Source organism: Neobacillus niacini, from assembly GCF_031456445.1.
Taxonomy (GTDB): Bacteria; Bacillota; Bacilli; order Bacillales; family Cytobacillaceae; genus Neobacillus; species Neobacillus niacini_I.
Map to the genome: position 1 here is coordinate 1 of NZ_JAVDUQ010000058.1, position 16,119 is coordinate 16,119.

Genomic DNA, 16,119 nt, shown 5'->3' on the forward strand with positions numbered 1-16,119 from the left:
AGTTAATCGCAACGGAATTTTTTTTACAACAATATCTCTTTTGGTTTCGTTTTTCTTTTGCTCCTTTAGTTTATTCCTTTTCACGTCTCTTTTCATCTCCTCCAAACGGAACGTTTGTTCCATTTCCTTAATTTTAGCAAAAAACACCCAACAAAGTCATGCCATATCCCTTGAATTAACAAAAAAATACAGCTTATATCCCCATATCTGAAGAAAGGGGTTTTACGCTGTATTTTGATAAATTGTTTCCTCACATGAGCGAGTGTTTGTTTATTCATTGCCCGCTGGTTTTGATGAATTTTATTTCTACCTACGGTAGTATAGTTAGGAGAGGTGATAAAATGAATTCTTCGGCTGAACCTAACAAAAGGGGACTTTTTGCAATAAATCCTGTGATTCTTGTACTTGGCCTTGTCAGTTTATTTACAGACTTATCTAGTAATATGATCGTACCTATTCTGCCCCTATATCTTACGTCCGTTTTACACGTACAGGTAGGGTCAATCGGTATCATTGAAGGAATAGCCGAGAGCACTGCCAGTATTTTAAAAATGTTTTCCGGCTGGATTACGGATCGCCTAGGTAAACATAAGCTGCTCATGTTAATTGGCTATGGTCTATCAAATTTGACAAAACCGTTTTTCGCGTTAAGCGCCAACTGGAGTCAGGTTCTTATTATTCGTTTTTCCGATCGATTCGGTAAAGGAATACGGACTTCACCGCGTGATGCGCTCGTTGCCGATTCCACATCGAAAGGAGAGCGCGGGAAAGCGTTTGGTTTTCGCCGCGCAATGGATGCCTTGGGTGCAGCATTAGGACCATTGGCTGCTTTTGGGATTTTGGCTATTTATGCAGGTAATTATCGTCTCGTATTCTGGTTATCCGTTATTCCCGGGATCCTGGCAGTTATTCTTATCATCTTCTTTTTGAAAGAAAAGGATCGAAGAGAAAATGTAAAACAAGCAAGCCTTCCGAAAATAGGATTTAAAAATCTAGATCGTCGCTTTATTTGGTTTTCTTTGATTTTCACATTTTTTACAGTCGGTAATTTCTCAGATGCTTTTTTAGCTTTACGTGCACAGGATGCAGGGATGCTTTCCGCTTTCATTCCGCTAGCCTTTTTCGCATTGAATATGAGCAGCAGTATCTTTTCGATGCCGATAGGAATGTTATCCGATCGTATTGGTCGTCGTCCCGTCCTCATTTCCGGATTTTTGATTTTTGCAGCCATTTACTTTGGATTCGGTATAGCAAAAAGCGTTTCTTGGATTTGGATATTGTTTGTTTTATATGGATTTTACTACGCTTTTACCGAAGGGATACAAAAAGCTTATATTGCCGATATTGTACCTGAAGGGCAAAGAGGCACCGCGATGGGTACCTTCAATGCTATGACCGGTTTGGCGGCATTGCCGGCAAGTATTATGGCGGGCTATTTATGGCAAACGTTTGGACCTATGGTTGCTTTCAGCACAAGCAGTGCGATTGCTGTAATCGCTGCATTATTGATGATTATTTTACGTATTTAAGGGGGTATTATTTTAACGAAATGGGTTCCCTCCGACAATCATAATTTAAACAAATCAGGGGATTGACCCCTACTAATTCAGAAGAAAATTCGTTTGGAAGCTAAAGATTTCCGTTATACATTAAATCGATATCCAGCCCCCCATATGGTTTCAATATATTGTGGATTGGCTGGATTTTTTTCTATTTTTTTACGAATTTTTTGGACATGAACAGCCACAGTTGCCGTATCTCCAAAGTGTTCTTCATTCCAAATGGTCATAAAAAGATGGTCTTTACTAAATACAATATTGGGATGCGACATGAGAAAGACAAGCAATTCATATTCTTTTGCGGTGAATATTACTTCTTTTCCATTCACCAAAACCTGATGGGAAGCCGTATTCACTTCAAGTCCTTTATGGATAAGAATTTCTGCACCTATATTTTTCCCCATTAAACGCTCATAGCGGTTAATATGAGATTTAACTCTCGCAACTAGTTCAGCAGGACTAAATGGCTTCGTTAAATAATCATCTGCTCCGTACCCTAAGCCTCTAATTTTATCAATATCATCTGTTTTGGCTGAAACAATAATAACCGGAATCTCACTTTTACTACGGACCGCCTTTAAAATTTGCAATCCATCTTTATTGGGCAGCATTAAATCAACAATCACGACATCATAAGTTCCCGAGACGGCATGCTTGAGTCCCAGCAAACCATCCCCAATAATGGTGACATGATAACCATGCAGATGAAGGTAATCCCTCTCTAATTCTGCGATATTTGCATCATCTTCAATAATCAAGATATGCTTCATTTGTTTTCTCACCTTTCACTGAAATAGGCAGGATGATGGTAAAACAGCTACCATTGCCTACTGCACTATCAACACGGATATCTCCGTCATGGGCTTTGACCAGCTCTTTTGCAATGGCCAGCCCAAGGCCAGTACTCATCAAATTTATGGTCCGTTCCTTTTCGATCCGGTAAAAGCGATTAAAAATCAACGGAAGCTTGTCACTTGGAATACCTGGTCCATTATCTTTTATAGATAGTTCAATGACATCATCCCTTTTCGCTAATTCACAGTTTAAGGTTAAATCATGTTCATCACCATATTTTCTTGCGTTCCCGATGATATTTTGAATCGCCTGATGAATTCTTTTTCGATCGATCCTAACAAAATACTCTTCCTCGAGTTTATTTGTATAAGTGAAGGCCAGGTTATTTTCTTCAAATTCAAACATAAACTCCACCATTAAATCATCTGTAAAGGCTCCAATCGGCACTTCTTCAAAATGATAAACTAATTTATCCAAATCAATTTTTGAAAATAAAAACAGATCATCGATGAGCCTGTTCATATATTCCGTATTACTGTAGATGGTTTTAAAGTACGTTTCCATTTTATCCTTTGGGACTACTCCATCCATAATCGCTTCCATATACCCCTGGATGGATGTAATAGGCGTTTTAAGATCATGGGAGATATTCGCAATGAATAGCTTGCGGTTTTCTTCATATTCCTTTTGCATTTCTTCGCCTTTTTTCAACTTTTTTGCCATGTTATTAAACGATACAATTAGCGCTTGGATTTTGTTTTTTGTGGGATGAATAATTTCGGTATCGTAATTTCCTTTTGCAATTTCTTCTACTCCCTCAATCAACGTATCAATCGGCCGCAAAATTTGCTTTTCCAATCGTGAATGAAAGATGAAATTGGCCGCCTCCCTCATGACAGTAAAGACGAGGAGAAGAATGAAAATGATCTTTACTTCAAAAAAATGATATAACAAGTAAAAAATAGCGATGTTGATTAAAAGAAAAACAATCCTCAAATAACGGAATTTTTTTCTATTTTTCCGAAAGCTGGCGTGCATTTCACGAATCTCATGTTCAAATGGATGGCCATGGGAAGGTGGGAAGGGGGGACGGCCATGCGGGTGCCGGCGAACTCGTCGCAACGCCCACACCTGTTTTTTGTTTTTCATACAATTTCTCCTCATATACGATTCTAAAATAGCTGACAATGGATGAGGTTTCTGTTGACCATACTCCTCTAATTGATTGAAAAAAAGGATAAACTATTAACCGAAGTTTATCCTTTCTTAACCTGCATATCAACCAGTGAATGGAAGAAAACATGGATGGCATTTTGACAATTTTGTTTTTTCCATTCTTATATAATGGTTACTTAGTAAAATTAATCTCTACTTCTGCCTTCAATTCATGGGTGCCGCCTTTTTCATAGCTTCCATGAATGGTGATGGCTGCCTTTTCCACTTCATTGTCTTTATTTGCGGCAATATTTACAATTACTTTAGGTTTATCCATTAATATGATTTCCTTCATCAGCTTCCCTCTTAGCGGATGATGCTGCGGCGGTCCTTGGAACATCCGATTTTGATCAAATTTCCCCTGCATCCTTTCCCTCATTTGTTTTACCTCATCATCAAGCTCGAGTGAGAATAAAAGGTGTTCGCCTTGCTCTTCTACCTTCAGTTCATTTAGCATCCGGAGAAGAAATAAAAATCCATCGGCTTTTCTCTTGAATCCACGATTCTGACCATGCTCGTGACCAAAGCCTTCACGATGCTGGAACGGTCTAAATCCTCCCCGGCAAGGAAATCCATTCTGATCATTTCGTTTAAATTCTGTTGTACTTTCATGCTTGCCTACATTTCCATCCCAATTCCATTCTGTTTGCAGCTTGCACTTGGTCATTCCTTCTTCATTGTGCAGGAATTCGTTACGAAAGCTGGATACTTGCTGTCCATCCTTTTCTACCTTTACTCGAAGAACACCTTCTCTTGCTTTTTTATCTTTCATCGCTTTCACTACATCATAAACGGCTTTGATTTTATTCATTGCTTATTCCTCCAATTATAAGTTTTTATCTTGCTTACATGAAGGATTGTAGCAACCAATAAAAAAAACAATTGAAAAAAAGTTTAAAAAAAGTATAAAGTCTTTTAAAAAAAATATAAAAAAGGTTTTCTATATCGTCCTTACAAATTAGAGATAATTCATAAGGTGGCGGCAGAAAGATGATTTGTCCTTAAGAGAAATTTCCAGATTAACGGATATTCGTCACCCTGCTTTAGTGAATTAGTGAATCAAAAAATGAATAAAATCTCCAAAATCGGGCTTAACCAATGGATTATTTGCCTAGCCATATGCATACTCTAGAGTGTAGCCAATTAGCATGAAACCTCCCTATCCATTGATGTGCATAGATCTTAATAAAGTGTAATCTCAAACAAAAAGCCCTGTACAAGGGCTTTTTAATTGTTCTATTTAATAAAAGATTACCGCTCCAACGATAATTAACAAGATAAACAAGACAACGATTAATGCAAAACCGCCACCGTAACCAAAACCTCCATAGCCAAAACCGCCGCAACCGCAACCACCGAAACCATAACCATATCCATCCATTTTGTATCACTCCCTTTTTTTATTCCTTATAAAATATGTTGATTAATGATATAGGTAAGGGCGTTTTCACTAATATTTTTTAGGACACACCCAGTAACTTATTTACAAAATCTGAGCTTTCCAGGATTATATAATTATCTAAATAAAATTACTTAGAAATCGTTAGCCAGCTTTGCCATTTCCATTCGGCGGTGTAAGTAGTGATCCGAATAGGATGCGGTACAACGAAAGTTATTCAATACATTTAAGACGTTATTAAGGTAAATGGCATAAATAAATAAATAAATAAACGGGCTAGCAAAATTGCTTACCCGTTTGTTTAAATACCTTTATTCACAATCTATCAATTTTGTCCGGATGATCCGCACAGGAAAATTTCGAAACCCACGTACTGTGGGAAATAGCGAACAAATAAAAAATCTATTAAACTCTAAACTTACCCGTTACGGAAGTTTCCAAGCTACATCATAGTCATTGCTTCCGCCATAGTACTGCCAAATTTCTGCCTTTTCGTTTGTTCCAGGGAAATTGCCCCAATATGAATTGCTTGTTGTCAAATTGGAAGGGATGTCACCAGGGTAATGAGCAAGCCAATAAGCCCCCGGAGTGCTTGGTGAAAAGTCCCCCATCGTACGTTCCCAGTTCCCTGTAGACGAATAGGTACCAGGTTTTACACCTTGTCCATATTGATTTAGATACTGAACAAATGCGTTATAAATCGAACGATTATTTGCATAATCATTGTCCTTCATACCGGTTAAAGCTGATTCCACATCAATAAAGATAACAGGTCTAACCTTCGAACCGTATACACTCTTCATAGTTTCATAGGTTTTTAGTGCTAATTTTGCCTGCTGCCTCCCCCAATCACTTGCAGAAGTTCCTGTTGGCGCCTTTTGTATACCAGTTAAAAACCAATAACCGTAAACATAGCTGGCATTCTGTGCCCTTGCACTACTGAAATAAATTCCACTTCCCGTACTTGCAGCAAATTGCACAGTGCTGCCATACCCTAACTTCCCTAGATATAAATCTTCCCCTTTTGGATTCGGTGAGGAAGCGGAATCCGATCCGAATATATATTCCGCAGTAGCCTCCGTTCCATTCGATTCTTCCAATGTTTTTTGGGTAAAGATTGCTGAGTTTCGGGCAGCATTCCTTTTTGCTGTTGCACTGGCATGTACACTTGCCTGCGATTTTACATTTCTTCGTTCTTTCTTATGTTGACTCTCAACTTTTGGAGAAGTTGCTTTTTTGCTGGCATGTATAGTTTGGGAACTGTTTGCTTGAACCGATTTAACAGGTTCCGTTTTTGCTTGATTGAGTCCAGCCGCTTCAGTAAAATGGCCGCCTGAAGTAAGTCCAAAAGACAATACGGCAGTTACTACGAAAGATTTTACAAGTTTCTTTACTTTAAGGTAATTTTTCATTCCAATTTTGCTCCTTTTTATTTTCGTTACATGTAGTTAAATAACGTTAAGAAAAAAGGAGCTGCTTGTGGCGGTGGTGAAGGTGGAGCATTGATCCATTGATGACAGTATTTAGCCTGGCGGGAAGTATAGATTTGGCCAAGGTTCAAACCAAAATATTCATCCCAGTCAAAGCGATTTGCACTAAAGCTTATGGTGCCTGCGCCAGGGCTAAAAAGCTCATTGGATTGCCCTCCAAAGGATTGCGTTCTTTGTGGAGGGTTATTCATGATCTCAATGTCCCCAAGATTCTTCCTATTGTTAGATGTAGTCTTGTTTTCTTTATCTATTAACGGTTTCTGGACCAAGGCCAGAGAACGACTCGTCCTTATGGATACTGAGGATTCAGTATCTTTTATAAAAGCTTCAGACTTAGCCTTTAAACCTGTAGGCTGGCTGTTGGTTTCCTCCTCAGAATTTGTTTGATTTGAGGAGAGTGACATAGGGACCTCCGAAAGCTTATTCGTGACAACATTTGGCTTTGCTTGTCCTGTTTGTCCTGTATCTTTCACCTTTGCAGCTGGCTCCACAGTTTCTCCTGTATCTTTCACCTTTGCTGCCGGTTCTGCAGGTTGCCCTTTAATTTTCACCTTTGCTGCCGGTTCCGGAGATTGACTAGTCTTTATTTTCTTTTCTAAAGAAGGCATTACCTTTTCAATACTCCCATTGGTCTTGTTTGGTGACTTTGGAACAGGTTTTGGTACGGTTTGCTGGGCACTAGGATCCGTTACTGGTTTTTGAACCGCTCCACCTTGAATTTTATTTGCGTTTTCAGGTGTAACAGGGGCTGCTTTTTCCGAAGTCATTGGATTTTCGCTGTTCTTTGAAACGATAGTATGTACTTTAGTGTTTTGAGGTTCCGATTGAACGATGGCTTCGTTTTCCTCTGCAAATGCATGATTGGGCAAGAAAGCGGCCGCCCCTAAAAATACACCCATTAGAATAAAATGCCGGATTTGCATAATTTCACCTCCCCTCAAACTTCTACGGACAGTATTCGACAATGTTTTTAATTTTTTGTCGGTTGTACAAAGAAAGCGTTCTTTTAACCTAAGCTGACTCTATAATGGATGAGTCGAATTTCCTTGAAAAAAGGGGGTTCTCTCATTAAGTTATGACACTATTTGTTTAGCAAAATTAAATTGACCTTATTGCCGGTCAGTAAAATTTAGTCGAGAGAGGGGCTAACCTCAAAAAATTTCCCCACACCATATCCTTTCTCCCAATTTTTCTTTATATAGAAGGTGTGAGGAGGTGATCAACAATGGCACAAGCGCGATTAGCAACCACTAAGCTTCGTATCGTATTCGAAACCGGCGTGGATGGAGAAGGGAATCCGATTTTAAAGGCAAAAAGCTTCAACAATATCAAAAAAGAAGCTACAGCTGACCAACTCTATCAAGCAGCACAAGCCATCTTTGTATTGTGTAATGACACGCTTAACCGAGTCGAGAGAACAGACTGTTCAGATTTACTAGCCTAATGAGGTATTCATTTTTGAGGATGGGAGGTGATGAAATTGGCTAAAACATTGGAATTACAATTTGTAACGGCTGCTGGTAAAGTTGCCCGCATTACCGTTGACAATCCGAAAGAACCGATTGATGAAGCAGTTGTGAAGCAATCAATGGAGCAGATCGTAAGCTCTGGGGCTTTCTATACAGGAAGCGGCGACCTTGTTTCAGCAAAAGGAGCAAGAGTAGTAGAACGCAATGTGACAGATTATGAGCTTGTTTAAAGAAGAGAGGCCGGGTTCTTCATGAAGCCGGTCTCCTTTACTATAATGGAAGGAGGTAGCCGAAAATGGAGCAAATTATTCCAATCATTGGTTTAGCGTCTGGCAATTTTTCTAGTTTGTTGAACAATATGCGTGCCACACATTCAGCATCCCAGCTATCACTTTTTTGTGTGGTCATATGGCTTTTTCGTTCAGCGTATGAAAGTGCTGGGTTCACTTCTTTTACAATCTGTCCATGGTCTGTTAAAAACTGCGCTAACGATCGTCCATAGCCCCCAACATCTTCTAAGCCAAATACAGGCGTCAATCCATCATCTATACGTTTATCAATATCCAATAAAAAAGTTGAGAAGGCAGACGGTTTATTTTCAACTGTTAATTCAGCTAACTTCTCCTGCCAACAATTAATTATCACTGCCACATGGTGCTGTTTATGTAAGTCGACCCCTACATACAAGTGTTTCTGTTTTTCGTGCACTTTCTCATCCTCCTATTCAATTAAATGAAAATGCCGGCAACCTTAGTTCGAGCGTTCACCTTGCGGTGCGCATTGTTACGAAAGCCTATCCATTTTCATCGTTACATAGTAACCTATAAGAAAATCAGAGCTATTTTTAAGTGGCTGATTAAATTATTGCTTGGTGTTTCCCATTTGCTTGTATTTGTCCGTATGTATAAATCCCTTGGTAAAAGCTTTCTCGGTATAAAAAGCGTTTCACTTGCACTTTTGTAAATGCTTTACCTTGTGTTGTTTGATAACCCTCATCATTTAGAGCTTCTGCCAACCTAGACAGTGACCATTTTTTATTTTTTTGTTTAAGTTGAAATAATCTTTTTACTACCCCTGCCATGTAAAATGTCATTTCGCCTAATTCTCGTTCTTGTCTCCAAATCCAAGTATTAAAACCAAACTCCATGATGGTACTACCTTCATGAGCTATGAATTTCAGTAAAGCATAGTCCAATGTCGTCCAAAGTTAAAATTTCTAATATAAAAACAAAAACACTTGTTGCCTAATAAGACAAACAAGTGCTTATAGTTAATTCTAAAAATAATCCTGAATACTACTGAACTTTTATATTAATTTAGACATTTCCACTTCAGTAATTTCCATTTTTTACTTCTTCAAACCATAAATCGAAAATATCATCTGGTGAAAGCTCTTCGTCATTTGAATAAACTAAATCATATCTATATTTTCCTTTTAAACTATTCTGCTTCACATTATAATGTAACTTTATCTCTGTAGGCATTTCTTTTCCATATTCTTTACATTTTTCATGGATTTTTTCTAAATTTTCAAGTCCAATATCTAAAACAGCTTCTTGCCTTTGTTCAGAGGTATCATAAATCAATGCTTTCTTACCTATCGTGCTCGTGCTATTTACTGCATCATTTAAGTTATGCTTAAAAACAAATTGATTATTTATTTTAAAAAAAACGTCAAAAACATACATTTCTGGCTCATAGGAACAGTAAATGTAAATATCCTCTGCTTCATTTTCAACGTATTCTAAACAAATAGCCACCATATCTGCTTGTAATTCAGAAAAATAATCTTCAAATACTTTACTCAAGTTTATCACCCCTAATCTTTTAATCTTGCTTTCTTAATAACACCATCTATATTATATTTTATTTCAAAGCTTGTCGGCCTTAATCCAGTTCCCTCATAATTGACTTTAACATTAACGGAAACTTTCTTCCCTTCTTTTATGGCTGTAGCCCATTGATTTTCTAACTTCTTGTATTTACTCAAATTCACATTACTCGATTGAGATACAAGATTATCTAAATCTGGAGAGCCCCCAAACCTATCACCAGCTAAATGTCCAGCATGGTCTCCAGATTCTTTTCCTGGCGTATTCGATTTATTGGTAATCTACTATCTCTTTCAGTTAATTTTAAGTCATCTGCATTAAACTCTTTAAGTCTCCCCGTGTTGTCTGTCTCATATAAATACTCATATTCACCTGCTTGATACTTAACATTCGGTTTTAACGTTCCATCTTTAACCATATGGCTGCCGTCCCTAATGATATCATCCGAAGCCTGACTGATTTTATTACCCGTACCCTATGTTGTAATCTTAAAATCTAATAAAAAAAAGCAGCCATTTTATTATAACCATATTAAAACTACTTCTTTTTCTTTCATTATCGGCAATTCATAGGCTGTTTTGTATTTCTAGTCAATTATATATATTCCTATTAATATCCCTAATAATAATTCTGTTTTTTGTGGCTTCATCAAGAACTATTTGCGGAATTGGTTTATTTTGAACTGGTACTTCTAATATTAATTCACCTTTAAGTCGCCCCTCTTTTAGAATGTTTGGATTAAAAGTACCAGTTGATATTTTAGAGCCTAAAGGATATTTTTTTATAATTTCATTTAAGTAACTCTTAGCTGTCTTTTCTTGCACTTTACTGAGTTGAGTGAATTTTCCATACTATTTCCTTATTGTAAGCATATGAGTTAAAGGACGTTATAATGTTTAGGAATAAGAGAATATAGGGTAAAAGAAAAACCTTGATTGAGCGACGAGCACTCGATCAAGGTTCGAAATCTTATTTGTTAAATTTAATAGTACTGCCATCTGACATACCTTTTGTCTTTTGCAACACATTATTGCAAATCTCCCAATACACATCCAAATTACTCATCTCTAAATTTTCAAGAGTATCTTCTCCGCCAAGAAATAGCATGATCTTATATCCAACACACTCATCATGTTTAAGAGTTGACTTGTTTGTTTCACTCCAACTTTGGAAGAAATCTGATGCTAAACATGCATCATGATAATTTGGAATTTCCTCGTTATGAAAATCGTAGAAATTGCAAGGGATTTCCAATACTTCTCCTGTTCCAGGCTCAAACATCAGAATTTGCGCTTGACCATTTTCCTTTCTTTGGTTATCAAGAGCAAACTGTCTCCCCAGCCAATCATACCCAAAACATGATATTCTTCCAGAGAATTCAGGGAATCCCTTGCTGATAATATTATTCCAATATTCAATTTTGGTTATATCATGCAGGCGATAAAGACCGTAACCAAAAGATTGGCCGTTGGATGAGCTAAAAAGTTCATAAAAACCATTGGTGTTTGCTTGAAGGTTATTTAACTTGATAGAACTATAATGCCCTTTTCGTTCGGTTACATTGAAAAATTGATAAAAATCCTCGAACATTTCTTTCCTCCTCAATCTCTAATATTAAATTTATCAAACACGGTGCCAGTTGGATAATCTTTAATTTTATTCTGAATTTGTTTACCCAAACTACGATTTACGCTACTATCTAATGGTTTCATATTCAAAATATTATCTGCGCCGCCAAGTTGTAAATCAACAGTATGGTCAACATCTTTTCCTTGGGGAACCGTTTCCGGTCCATTAGCCTTCCTGTAGCGAGAGGCGGCGGAAGTTCCACTTCGTTGCGGAGCTGTTTTGACAGTATTCGCCTCTGTTAATGCTTTTACCTTTGCATCTGCTTCCGCCCTCTGAACTGGAGTCCAACCTTCTTTGTACTTAAGGTCGATGTCAACGCTTTTTCCCGTACCCTATGTTGTAATCTTAAAATCTATAAATAAAAAAACAACCAGTTTATAACCTTATTACACTACTTCATTCTCTTTTATTATCGGTAATTCATAAGCTGTTTTATGCTTCATCATGCCATAAATAATATTCACAAGCCTTCTCATAATGCATACCAATGCTTGCCCCTTTGTTTTGCCTTCTTTAAGTTTACATTGGTAGTAAGCGTAGAACACCGGATTTCTTGGAAGTTTACTCCCTTTTGCTACTTGCACTTGCTGTACGGCGAGGTTATAAAATAAAGCGTGCAGCGCCCGATTTCCCTGTTTGCTTTTATGTTCCTTACCTTTCCCACCAGAGCCAAAGAAAACAGGTGCAATCCCCGCAAATCGTGCTAATTTGTTGGCATTTGGAAAACGTCTTACGTCACCAATCTCCGCAATTAAAGCAGATGCTGTTACAAGGTCAATGCCTGGCATGGATTCTAGTTGAAAGTCTAGTAAACTCATTAACTCTTTTAATTTTCTTTCCACCTTGCCTATTTCCTATTTTCCAAATAAAATATGGCACACAGTACTTTCTACCAAAAAGTTTCTTGTTTCCTGATGTTCTTTTGTTGTATTCCCATCCGCTTTTACTAGCATCAATATTTCATTGGCTTTTTTCAACGAACACGTATTGTTGCTTACTTCTAATAAAAACGTGGTCAGTTGCTTTACACTCAAACCTTCTAAACAAGACGGTGAAGGATAACGTTCCCAAAAAGCCAATGCTGTTTTTCCATCCACTTCTGAGAAAAACTCCTTATAGCTTGGATAATGGTGGTTCAATTGAATATGTAGTTGGTTCTTTAAAGCACCTTGTGCTTTCACCAATGCATTTCTTCTAGTGACCAATTGTTGTATCGACCAAAATAAATCATTCGGTTTCGCGTCAGGCAAATGGTTCAGTTGGTTCAACAAAATGCGTGCCACACATTCTGCATCCCAGCTATCACTCTTTTGTGTGGTCATATGGCTTTTTCGTTCAGCGTACGAAAGAGCTGGGTTTACTTCTTTGACAATCTGTCCATGATCGGTTAAAAACTGTGCTAACGATCGTCCATAGCCACCTACATCTTCTAAACCAAATACAGGTGTCATTCCTTCTTCTATTAGTTTATCAATATCCAATAAAAAAGTTGGAAAGGCAGACGGTTTATTTTCAAATTTTATTTCACATAGTTTCTCTTGCCAACAATTAATGACCACTGCCACGTGGTGTTGCTTATGCAAGTCTACACCAACATACAAGTGTTTCTGTTTTTCGTGCATTGACTCATCCTCCTATTCAATTAAATGAAAATGCCGGCAACCTTAGTTCGAGCGTTCACCTTCTGGTGCGCATTGGTACGAAAGCCTATCCATTTTCATTGTTTCATAAGAACTTATAAGAAAATGAGTCCCTTTTTTAAGTAGCCTTCTAAATTATTGCTTCATGTTTCCCATTTGCTTGTATTTGTCCGTATGTATAAATTCCTTGATAAAAGCTCTCTGGGTCTAAAATGCGTTTCACTTGTACTTTCGTAAATGCTTTACCCTGCGTTGTTCTATAACCTTCATCATTTAATGCTTCTGCCAACCTAGACAGTGACCATTTCCTGTGTATCTGTTTAAGCTCAAACAACCTTTTCACTACTTCTGCATGACCGTTATGTATCTTTAGTTCCTTTTCACCTTTTTGTTTCTGGTAGCCAAACGTTGCCCGACCACCTGCATAACCACCCTCCTTTGCCTTTTTATTTCTCCCTTTCGTTAGTTTGAGCGCAATTTCAAGCCGTTGGTATTGGTCTAATAATTCCATCAAGCCGTTTACCAAGAAATTATTTGGGTCTTTCTTATGGATACTGTAAAATGGCTGTTCAATGCTTTTAATGTCACAGCCATATTTCTTCAGCTCTCGTTGTATCAGTACCTTGACAATATCTGACCGCCATAATCGGCTTGTGTTGAGCACCACCACATTATCAATTTTGACAGAAGAAAGGTGAGCCAACATCTCCTGTAAGCCCACCCTGTCTATTTCCAATGCTTCTTCATTTAATTTGGCACCACTAGTTCCTTCATCTCTAAAAATGTGTATCAAGTTCAAACCTTGTTCCTTACAATAGGCTTTAATTTCATCTTCTTGATATTTCAAACTGTATCCATCTCTTGCTTGCCCTTGAGTCGAGACTCGTATATACCCAACAACGTTCAACTTTTCACCCTCCCGTTACGAAAATTAAAATTTATGTAACGCTTTTTTAATGAATAGCGAGTATTATACGACCATCTCTAGTAAAAATACAACCTAAAATTTAAAAGCCAACGCAGAGTAAGAACACCTTTTTACGTTAGCCATTGTTCATCGCCACGAGCTTTGTCATTCTCGTTAGTTTTTTAGCCATTCCATGTCATAACTACCCCTGCCATGTAAAATGTCATCTCGCCTAATTATCGTCCTTGTTACACAATCCTAGTATTAAAACCAAACTCCATGATGGTAATACCTTCATGGAGTCTCAATTTTTGAACATTTTACTATGTTTGTCCCACTTAAAAATTCTAATTTTCCTTTTTTATTTACTCACCTTATTACAATAGGTAATTACAATTATAAATACCATCTTTGTAATTCTTGCGTGCATATAAAAATTAAAAGTAATGTGGGTAGTTTTTTTAATGGCCACTTTACCAATCTCGTAATTCTTCTATCATCATGAGTTTTTGATTCTAAAGTCATATTGTTTTTAACCATAAAGTTCTTAAAATAAAAAACCTTGAAAGGCATATAGCCAATCAAGGTTTTAAATTTACTAACCAATTTTATAAGTTAGATAAAAACCTGCCTCTGAAATTATTTCAGTAACAGTATTTAAAAACTCCTTGCAACTCTGAGGGATATTATTTTTAAAATGTATTTTAATTTCAAAATTTCTTCCATTAGCCTGTTCATAAACTGAATATACTTCTCCACTTTCAATAAAACTCAGATATACATTTAACTTTTCTTGAAGTAATAAAAGGTGTTCTTCTTCATCTCCCCAATCAAGACTATCAAATATGGCTAAAGTTACATTTCCTGTGATATTGTCAATTCCAATAGCGTCTACCTCACCCGTATTTTGCACTGCCATCATTATCCCTCCAATTTAAGACTTTCGTCTAACTTCTATCTTTGTTGGTGGAATTTGTGTACCACCAGTATAAGGGGGTTTCCCTTTTCCAACAACTGTTGCTCCTGTTTTCTCGATTTCAGGAAAAGCTTGCTTTTGATTTTTGGTCAATGGTGCAGTGGGAGATGCTTTACATTCTACACACTCGAGCTCTCCCGTTTGTTTATTTTTCCCCACAATATCAATTCTAGTTTTTACTCCACTCTGGGTTTTGATAGTAATTTGTTGCTGGACCGCTTTATGAGTTTTATTCATTTTATTTAATTCTTCCTGTTCATAAGCGTCACCAGCAGCTTTATTTTTTTGAATCTGTGTTTTACCCGTACCCTTAGTTGATTTAACTGCTTTTCCTTCATTATGTACAGCAAGATTATATAAATCTTTTCCACTTTGTACAAGTCCGGAAGTTCCTTTCGTAGCCATAGAAATTCCTTGAGTAACGCCAGCTGCTGCAACTGCACCTGCAGGTACCCCTGCAATTGCACCTACTCCTGTTGCATCTAATGTAATTCCACCTACTCCTGCTGCAATAGAAGTAACCGTTTCAATTGTTCCTGCTAATGTAGTTACGGCATGTCCTACCATATCTCCTGCTTTATAAGCAACGGGATGCTTGCTATTAGGATTATTATTAACAGTATTGAAAGTTACGTCCGATAACGCTGCATCTCCTGCTCCCTTTCCAAAAGCAACCATGCTCTCTTTATATTTAGAAATGGCAGTTTTTATTTGTTTTGCTGTCTGCTCCGTATTTTTTACTGTTTTGGCCACTTGTTTTTCGGCATTAATCACCGCTTTAGCAACATTCTTAGCTGTTTTTGCAACCGATTTTTCAACATTTTTCGCAGCGTGTTCCACTTGTCCTACGACATGGTGAACAGTTTTGGTAACTGATTGTTCAGCATGAGCTACTTCATGAGCAACATTTTTGGCTGTGTGTTCAACCAATTTTTCCACATTTTTAGCAGCATGCTCCACTTGTCCTGCGACATGATGAACGGTTTTGGCAACCGATTTTTCAGCGTGAGCTACTTCATGAGCAACATGCTTGGCTGTGTGTTCTACCGACTTTTCTGCATTTTTAGCAGCATGCTCCACTTGTCCTGCGACATGATGAACGGTTTTGGCAATCGATTTTTCAGCGTGAGCTACTTCATGAGCAACATGCTTGGCTGTGTGTTTTATACTCCTTTCTGCTGAATGATATGCTTGCTTAGCTTTTTTAC

18 protein-coding genes and 2 pseudogenes are annotated in these 16,119 nt (G+C 37.6%); 3 read left to right on the top strand and 17 right to left on the bottom strand.

What is annotated here, in order from left to right; translation table 11 throughout:
* Positions 1-341 precede the first annotated feature (341 nt).
* Complete coding sequence (locus tag J2Y67_RS26455) at positions 342-1,529, top strand: MFS transporter (protein ID WP_310179002.1); 1,188 nt, start codon at positions 342-344, stop codon at positions 1,527-1,529.
* Between the two features lie 113 nt (positions 1,530-1,642).
* Here the strand turns inward: J2Y67_RS26455 and J2Y67_RS26460 are convergent, their stop codons facing one another.
* From J2Y67_RS26460 to J2Y67_RS26485, 6 genes are all read right to left on the bottom strand, one after another.
* The gene (locus J2Y67_RS26460; RefSeq protein ID WP_310179004.1) at positions 1,643-2,329 is read right to left on the bottom strand and encodes a response regulator transcription factor; all 687 of its coding nucleotides are present in this window, start codon (positions 2,327-2,329) and stop codon (positions 1,643-1,645) included.
* Complete coding sequence (locus tag J2Y67_RS26465) at positions 2,307-3,503, bottom strand: sensor histidine kinase (protein WP_310179006.1); 1,197 nt, start codon at positions 3,501-3,503, stop codon at positions 2,307-2,309. The genes J2Y67_RS26460 and J2Y67_RS26465 overlap by 23 nt, the downstream gene beginning before the upstream one ends.
* A gap of 199 nt (positions 3,504-3,702) precedes the next feature.
* A complete protein-coding gene (locus tag J2Y67_RS26470) occupies positions 3,703-4,380 on the bottom strand; it encodes a hypothetical protein (protein ID WP_310179008.1) in 678 nt (225 codons plus the stop codon).
* Between the two features lie 429 nt (positions 4,381-4,809).
* On the bottom strand, positions 4,810-4,950 hold the full coding sequence (locus J2Y67_RS26475; protein ID WP_310179010.1) for a YjcZ family sporulation protein: 141 nt from the start codon (positions 4,948-4,950) through the stop codon (positions 4,810-4,812).
* A gap of 443 nt (positions 4,951-5,393) precedes the next feature.
* Positions 5,394-6,380, bottom strand: coding sequence for a GH25 family lysozyme (locus J2Y67_RS26480; RefSeq protein WP_310179011.1), 987 nt, complete (start codon positions 6,378-6,380; stop codon positions 5,394-5,396).
* Positions 6,381-6,406: 26 nt separating this feature from the next.
* A complete protein-coding gene (locus tag J2Y67_RS26485) occupies positions 6,407-7,381 on the bottom strand; it encodes a hypothetical protein (RefSeq protein WP_310179013.1) in 975 nt (324 codons plus the stop codon).
* 302 nt (positions 7,382-7,683) lie between these two features.
* Here J2Y67_RS26485 and J2Y67_RS26490 point away from each other — a divergent pair, with 302 nt between their 5' ends.
* Together J2Y67_RS26490 and J2Y67_RS26495 are read left to right on the top strand one after the other, a co-directional pair.
* Positions 7,684-7,902 carry a DUF1659 domain-containing protein gene (locus J2Y67_RS26490; protein ID WP_310179015.1) on the top strand — a complete coding sequence of 73 codons (219 nt, stop codon included), beginning with the start codon at positions 7,684-7,686 and terminating at the stop codon, positions 7,900-7,902.
* Between the two features lie 36 nt (positions 7,903-7,938).
* Positions 7,939-8,157 carry a DUF2922 domain-containing protein gene (locus tag J2Y67_RS26495; protein ID WP_310178574.1) on the top strand — a complete coding sequence of 73 codons (219 nt, stop codon included), beginning with the start codon at positions 7,939-7,941 and terminating at the stop codon, positions 8,155-8,157.
* Between the two features lie 88 nt (positions 8,158-8,245).
* On the opposite strand, the pseudogene J2Y67_RS26500 reads toward J2Y67_RS26495, so the two are convergent.
* From J2Y67_RS26500 to J2Y67_RS26550, 11 genes and pseudogenes are all read right to left on the bottom strand, one after another.
* Positions 8,246-8,635: pseudogene (locus J2Y67_RS26500) on the bottom strand (IS110 family transposase); the annotation flags it as partial.
* 148 nt (positions 8,636-8,783) lie between these two features.
* Positions 8,784-9,074 (bottom strand): recombinase family protein, encoded by a 291-nt coding sequence (locus tag J2Y67_RS26505; RefSeq protein ID WP_310179017.1) that lies wholly within the window; start codon positions 9,072-9,074, stop codon positions 8,784-8,786.
* A gap of 184 nt (positions 9,075-9,258) precedes the next feature.
* Positions 9,259-9,735 carry a DUF600 domain-containing protein gene (locus J2Y67_RS26510; RefSeq protein ID WP_310179018.1) on the bottom strand — a complete coding sequence of 159 codons (477 nt, stop codon included), beginning with the start codon at positions 9,733-9,735 and terminating at the stop codon, positions 9,259-9,261.
* 11 nt (positions 9,736-9,746) lie between these two features.
* Positions 9,747-10,040 (bottom strand): DNA/RNA non-specific endonuclease, encoded by a 294-nt coding sequence (locus J2Y67_RS26515; RefSeq protein ID WP_310179033.1) that lies wholly within the window; start codon positions 10,038-10,040, stop codon positions 9,747-9,749.
* A complete protein-coding gene (locus J2Y67_RS26520) occupies positions 9,983-10,177 on the bottom strand; it encodes a DNA/RNA non-specific endonuclease (RefSeq protein WP_310179020.1) in 195 nt (64 codons plus the stop codon). Before J2Y67_RS26520 ends, J2Y67_RS26515 begins: the two co-directional genes overlap by 58 nt.
* Positions 10,178-10,349: 172 nt before the next feature.
* The gene (locus J2Y67_RS26525; RefSeq protein WP_310179022.1) at positions 10,350-10,583 is read right to left on the bottom strand and encodes a hypothetical protein; all 234 of its coding nucleotides are present in this window, start codon (positions 10,581-10,583) and stop codon (positions 10,350-10,352) included.
* 145 nt (positions 10,584-10,728) lie between these two features.
* On the bottom strand, positions 10,729-11,349 hold the full coding sequence (locus J2Y67_RS26530; RefSeq protein ID WP_310179024.1) for a T6SS immunity protein Tdi1 domain-containing protein: 621 nt from the start codon (positions 11,347-11,349) through the stop codon (positions 10,729-10,731).
* A gap of 425 nt (positions 11,350-11,774) precedes the next feature.
* A pseudogene (locus J2Y67_RS26535) lies at positions 11,775-13,010 on the bottom strand (IS110 family RNA-guided transposase).
* 148 nt (positions 13,011-13,158) lie between these two features.
* Positions 13,159-13,935 carry a recombinase family protein gene (locus J2Y67_RS26540; protein WP_310179026.1) on the bottom strand — a complete coding sequence of 259 codons (777 nt, stop codon included), beginning with the start codon at positions 13,933-13,935 and terminating at the stop codon, positions 13,159-13,161.
* A 598-nt stretch (positions 13,936-14,533) separates the two neighbouring features.
* Positions 14,534-14,854 carry a DUF6572 domain-containing protein gene (locus tag J2Y67_RS26545; protein WP_310179028.1) on the bottom strand — a complete coding sequence of 107 codons (321 nt, stop codon included), beginning with the start codon at positions 14,852-14,854 and terminating at the stop codon, positions 14,534-14,536.
* A gap of 15 nt (positions 14,855-14,869) precedes the next feature.
* On the bottom strand, positions 14,870-16,119 hold a 1,250-nt coding region (locus J2Y67_RS26550), incomplete at its 5' end, for a hypothetical protein (protein ID WP_310179029.1).

Bases quoted from the DNA above. Each gene is read 5' to 3' on its own strand.
- J2Y67_RS26505 (WP_310179017.1), bottom strand. From the start codon at position 9,074: ATGGAGTTTGGTTTTAATACTTGGATTTGGAGACAAGAACGAGAATTA.
- J2Y67_RS26470 (WP_310179008.1), bottom strand. From the start codon at position 4,380: ATGAATAAAATCAAAGCCGTTTATGATGTAGTGAAAGCGATGAAAGAT.
- J2Y67_RS26460 (WP_310179004.1), bottom strand. From the start codon at position 2,329: ATGAAGCATATCTTGATTATTGAAGATGATGCAAATATCGCAGAATTA.
- J2Y67_RS26485 (WP_310179013.1), bottom strand. From the start codon at position 7,381: ATGCAAATCCGGCATTTTATTCTAATGGGTGTATTTTTAGGGGCGGCC.
- J2Y67_RS26520 (WP_310179020.1), bottom strand. From the start codon at position 10,177: ATGGTTAAAGATGGAACGTTAAAACCGAATGTTAAGTATCAAGCAGGT.
- J2Y67_RS26480 (WP_310179011.1), bottom strand. From the start codon at position 6,380: ATGAAAAATTACCTTAAAGTAAAGAAACTTGTAAAATCTTTCGTAGTA.
- J2Y67_RS26545 (WP_310179028.1), bottom strand. From the start codon at position 14,854: ATGGCAGTGCAAAATACGGGTGAGGTAGACGCTATTGGAATTGACAAT.
- J2Y67_RS26465 (WP_310179006.1), bottom strand. From the start codon at position 3,503: ATGAAAAACAAAAAACAGGTGTGGGCGTTGCGACGAGTTCGCCGGCAC.
- J2Y67_RS26475 (WP_310179010.1), bottom strand. From the start codon at position 4,950: ATGGATGGATATGGTTATGGTTTCGGTGGTTGCGGTTGCGGCGGTTTT.
- J2Y67_RS26455 (WP_310179002.1), top strand. From the start codon at position 342: ATGAATTCTTCGGCTGAACCTAACAAAAGGGGACTTTTTGCAATAAAT.
- J2Y67_RS26490 (WP_310179015.1), top strand. From the start codon at position 7,684: ATGGCACAAGCGCGATTAGCAACCACTAAGCTTCGTATCGTATTCGAA.
- J2Y67_RS26530 (WP_310179024.1), bottom strand. From the start codon at position 11,349: ATGTTCGAGGATTTTTATCAATTTTTCAATGTAACCGAACGAAAAGGG.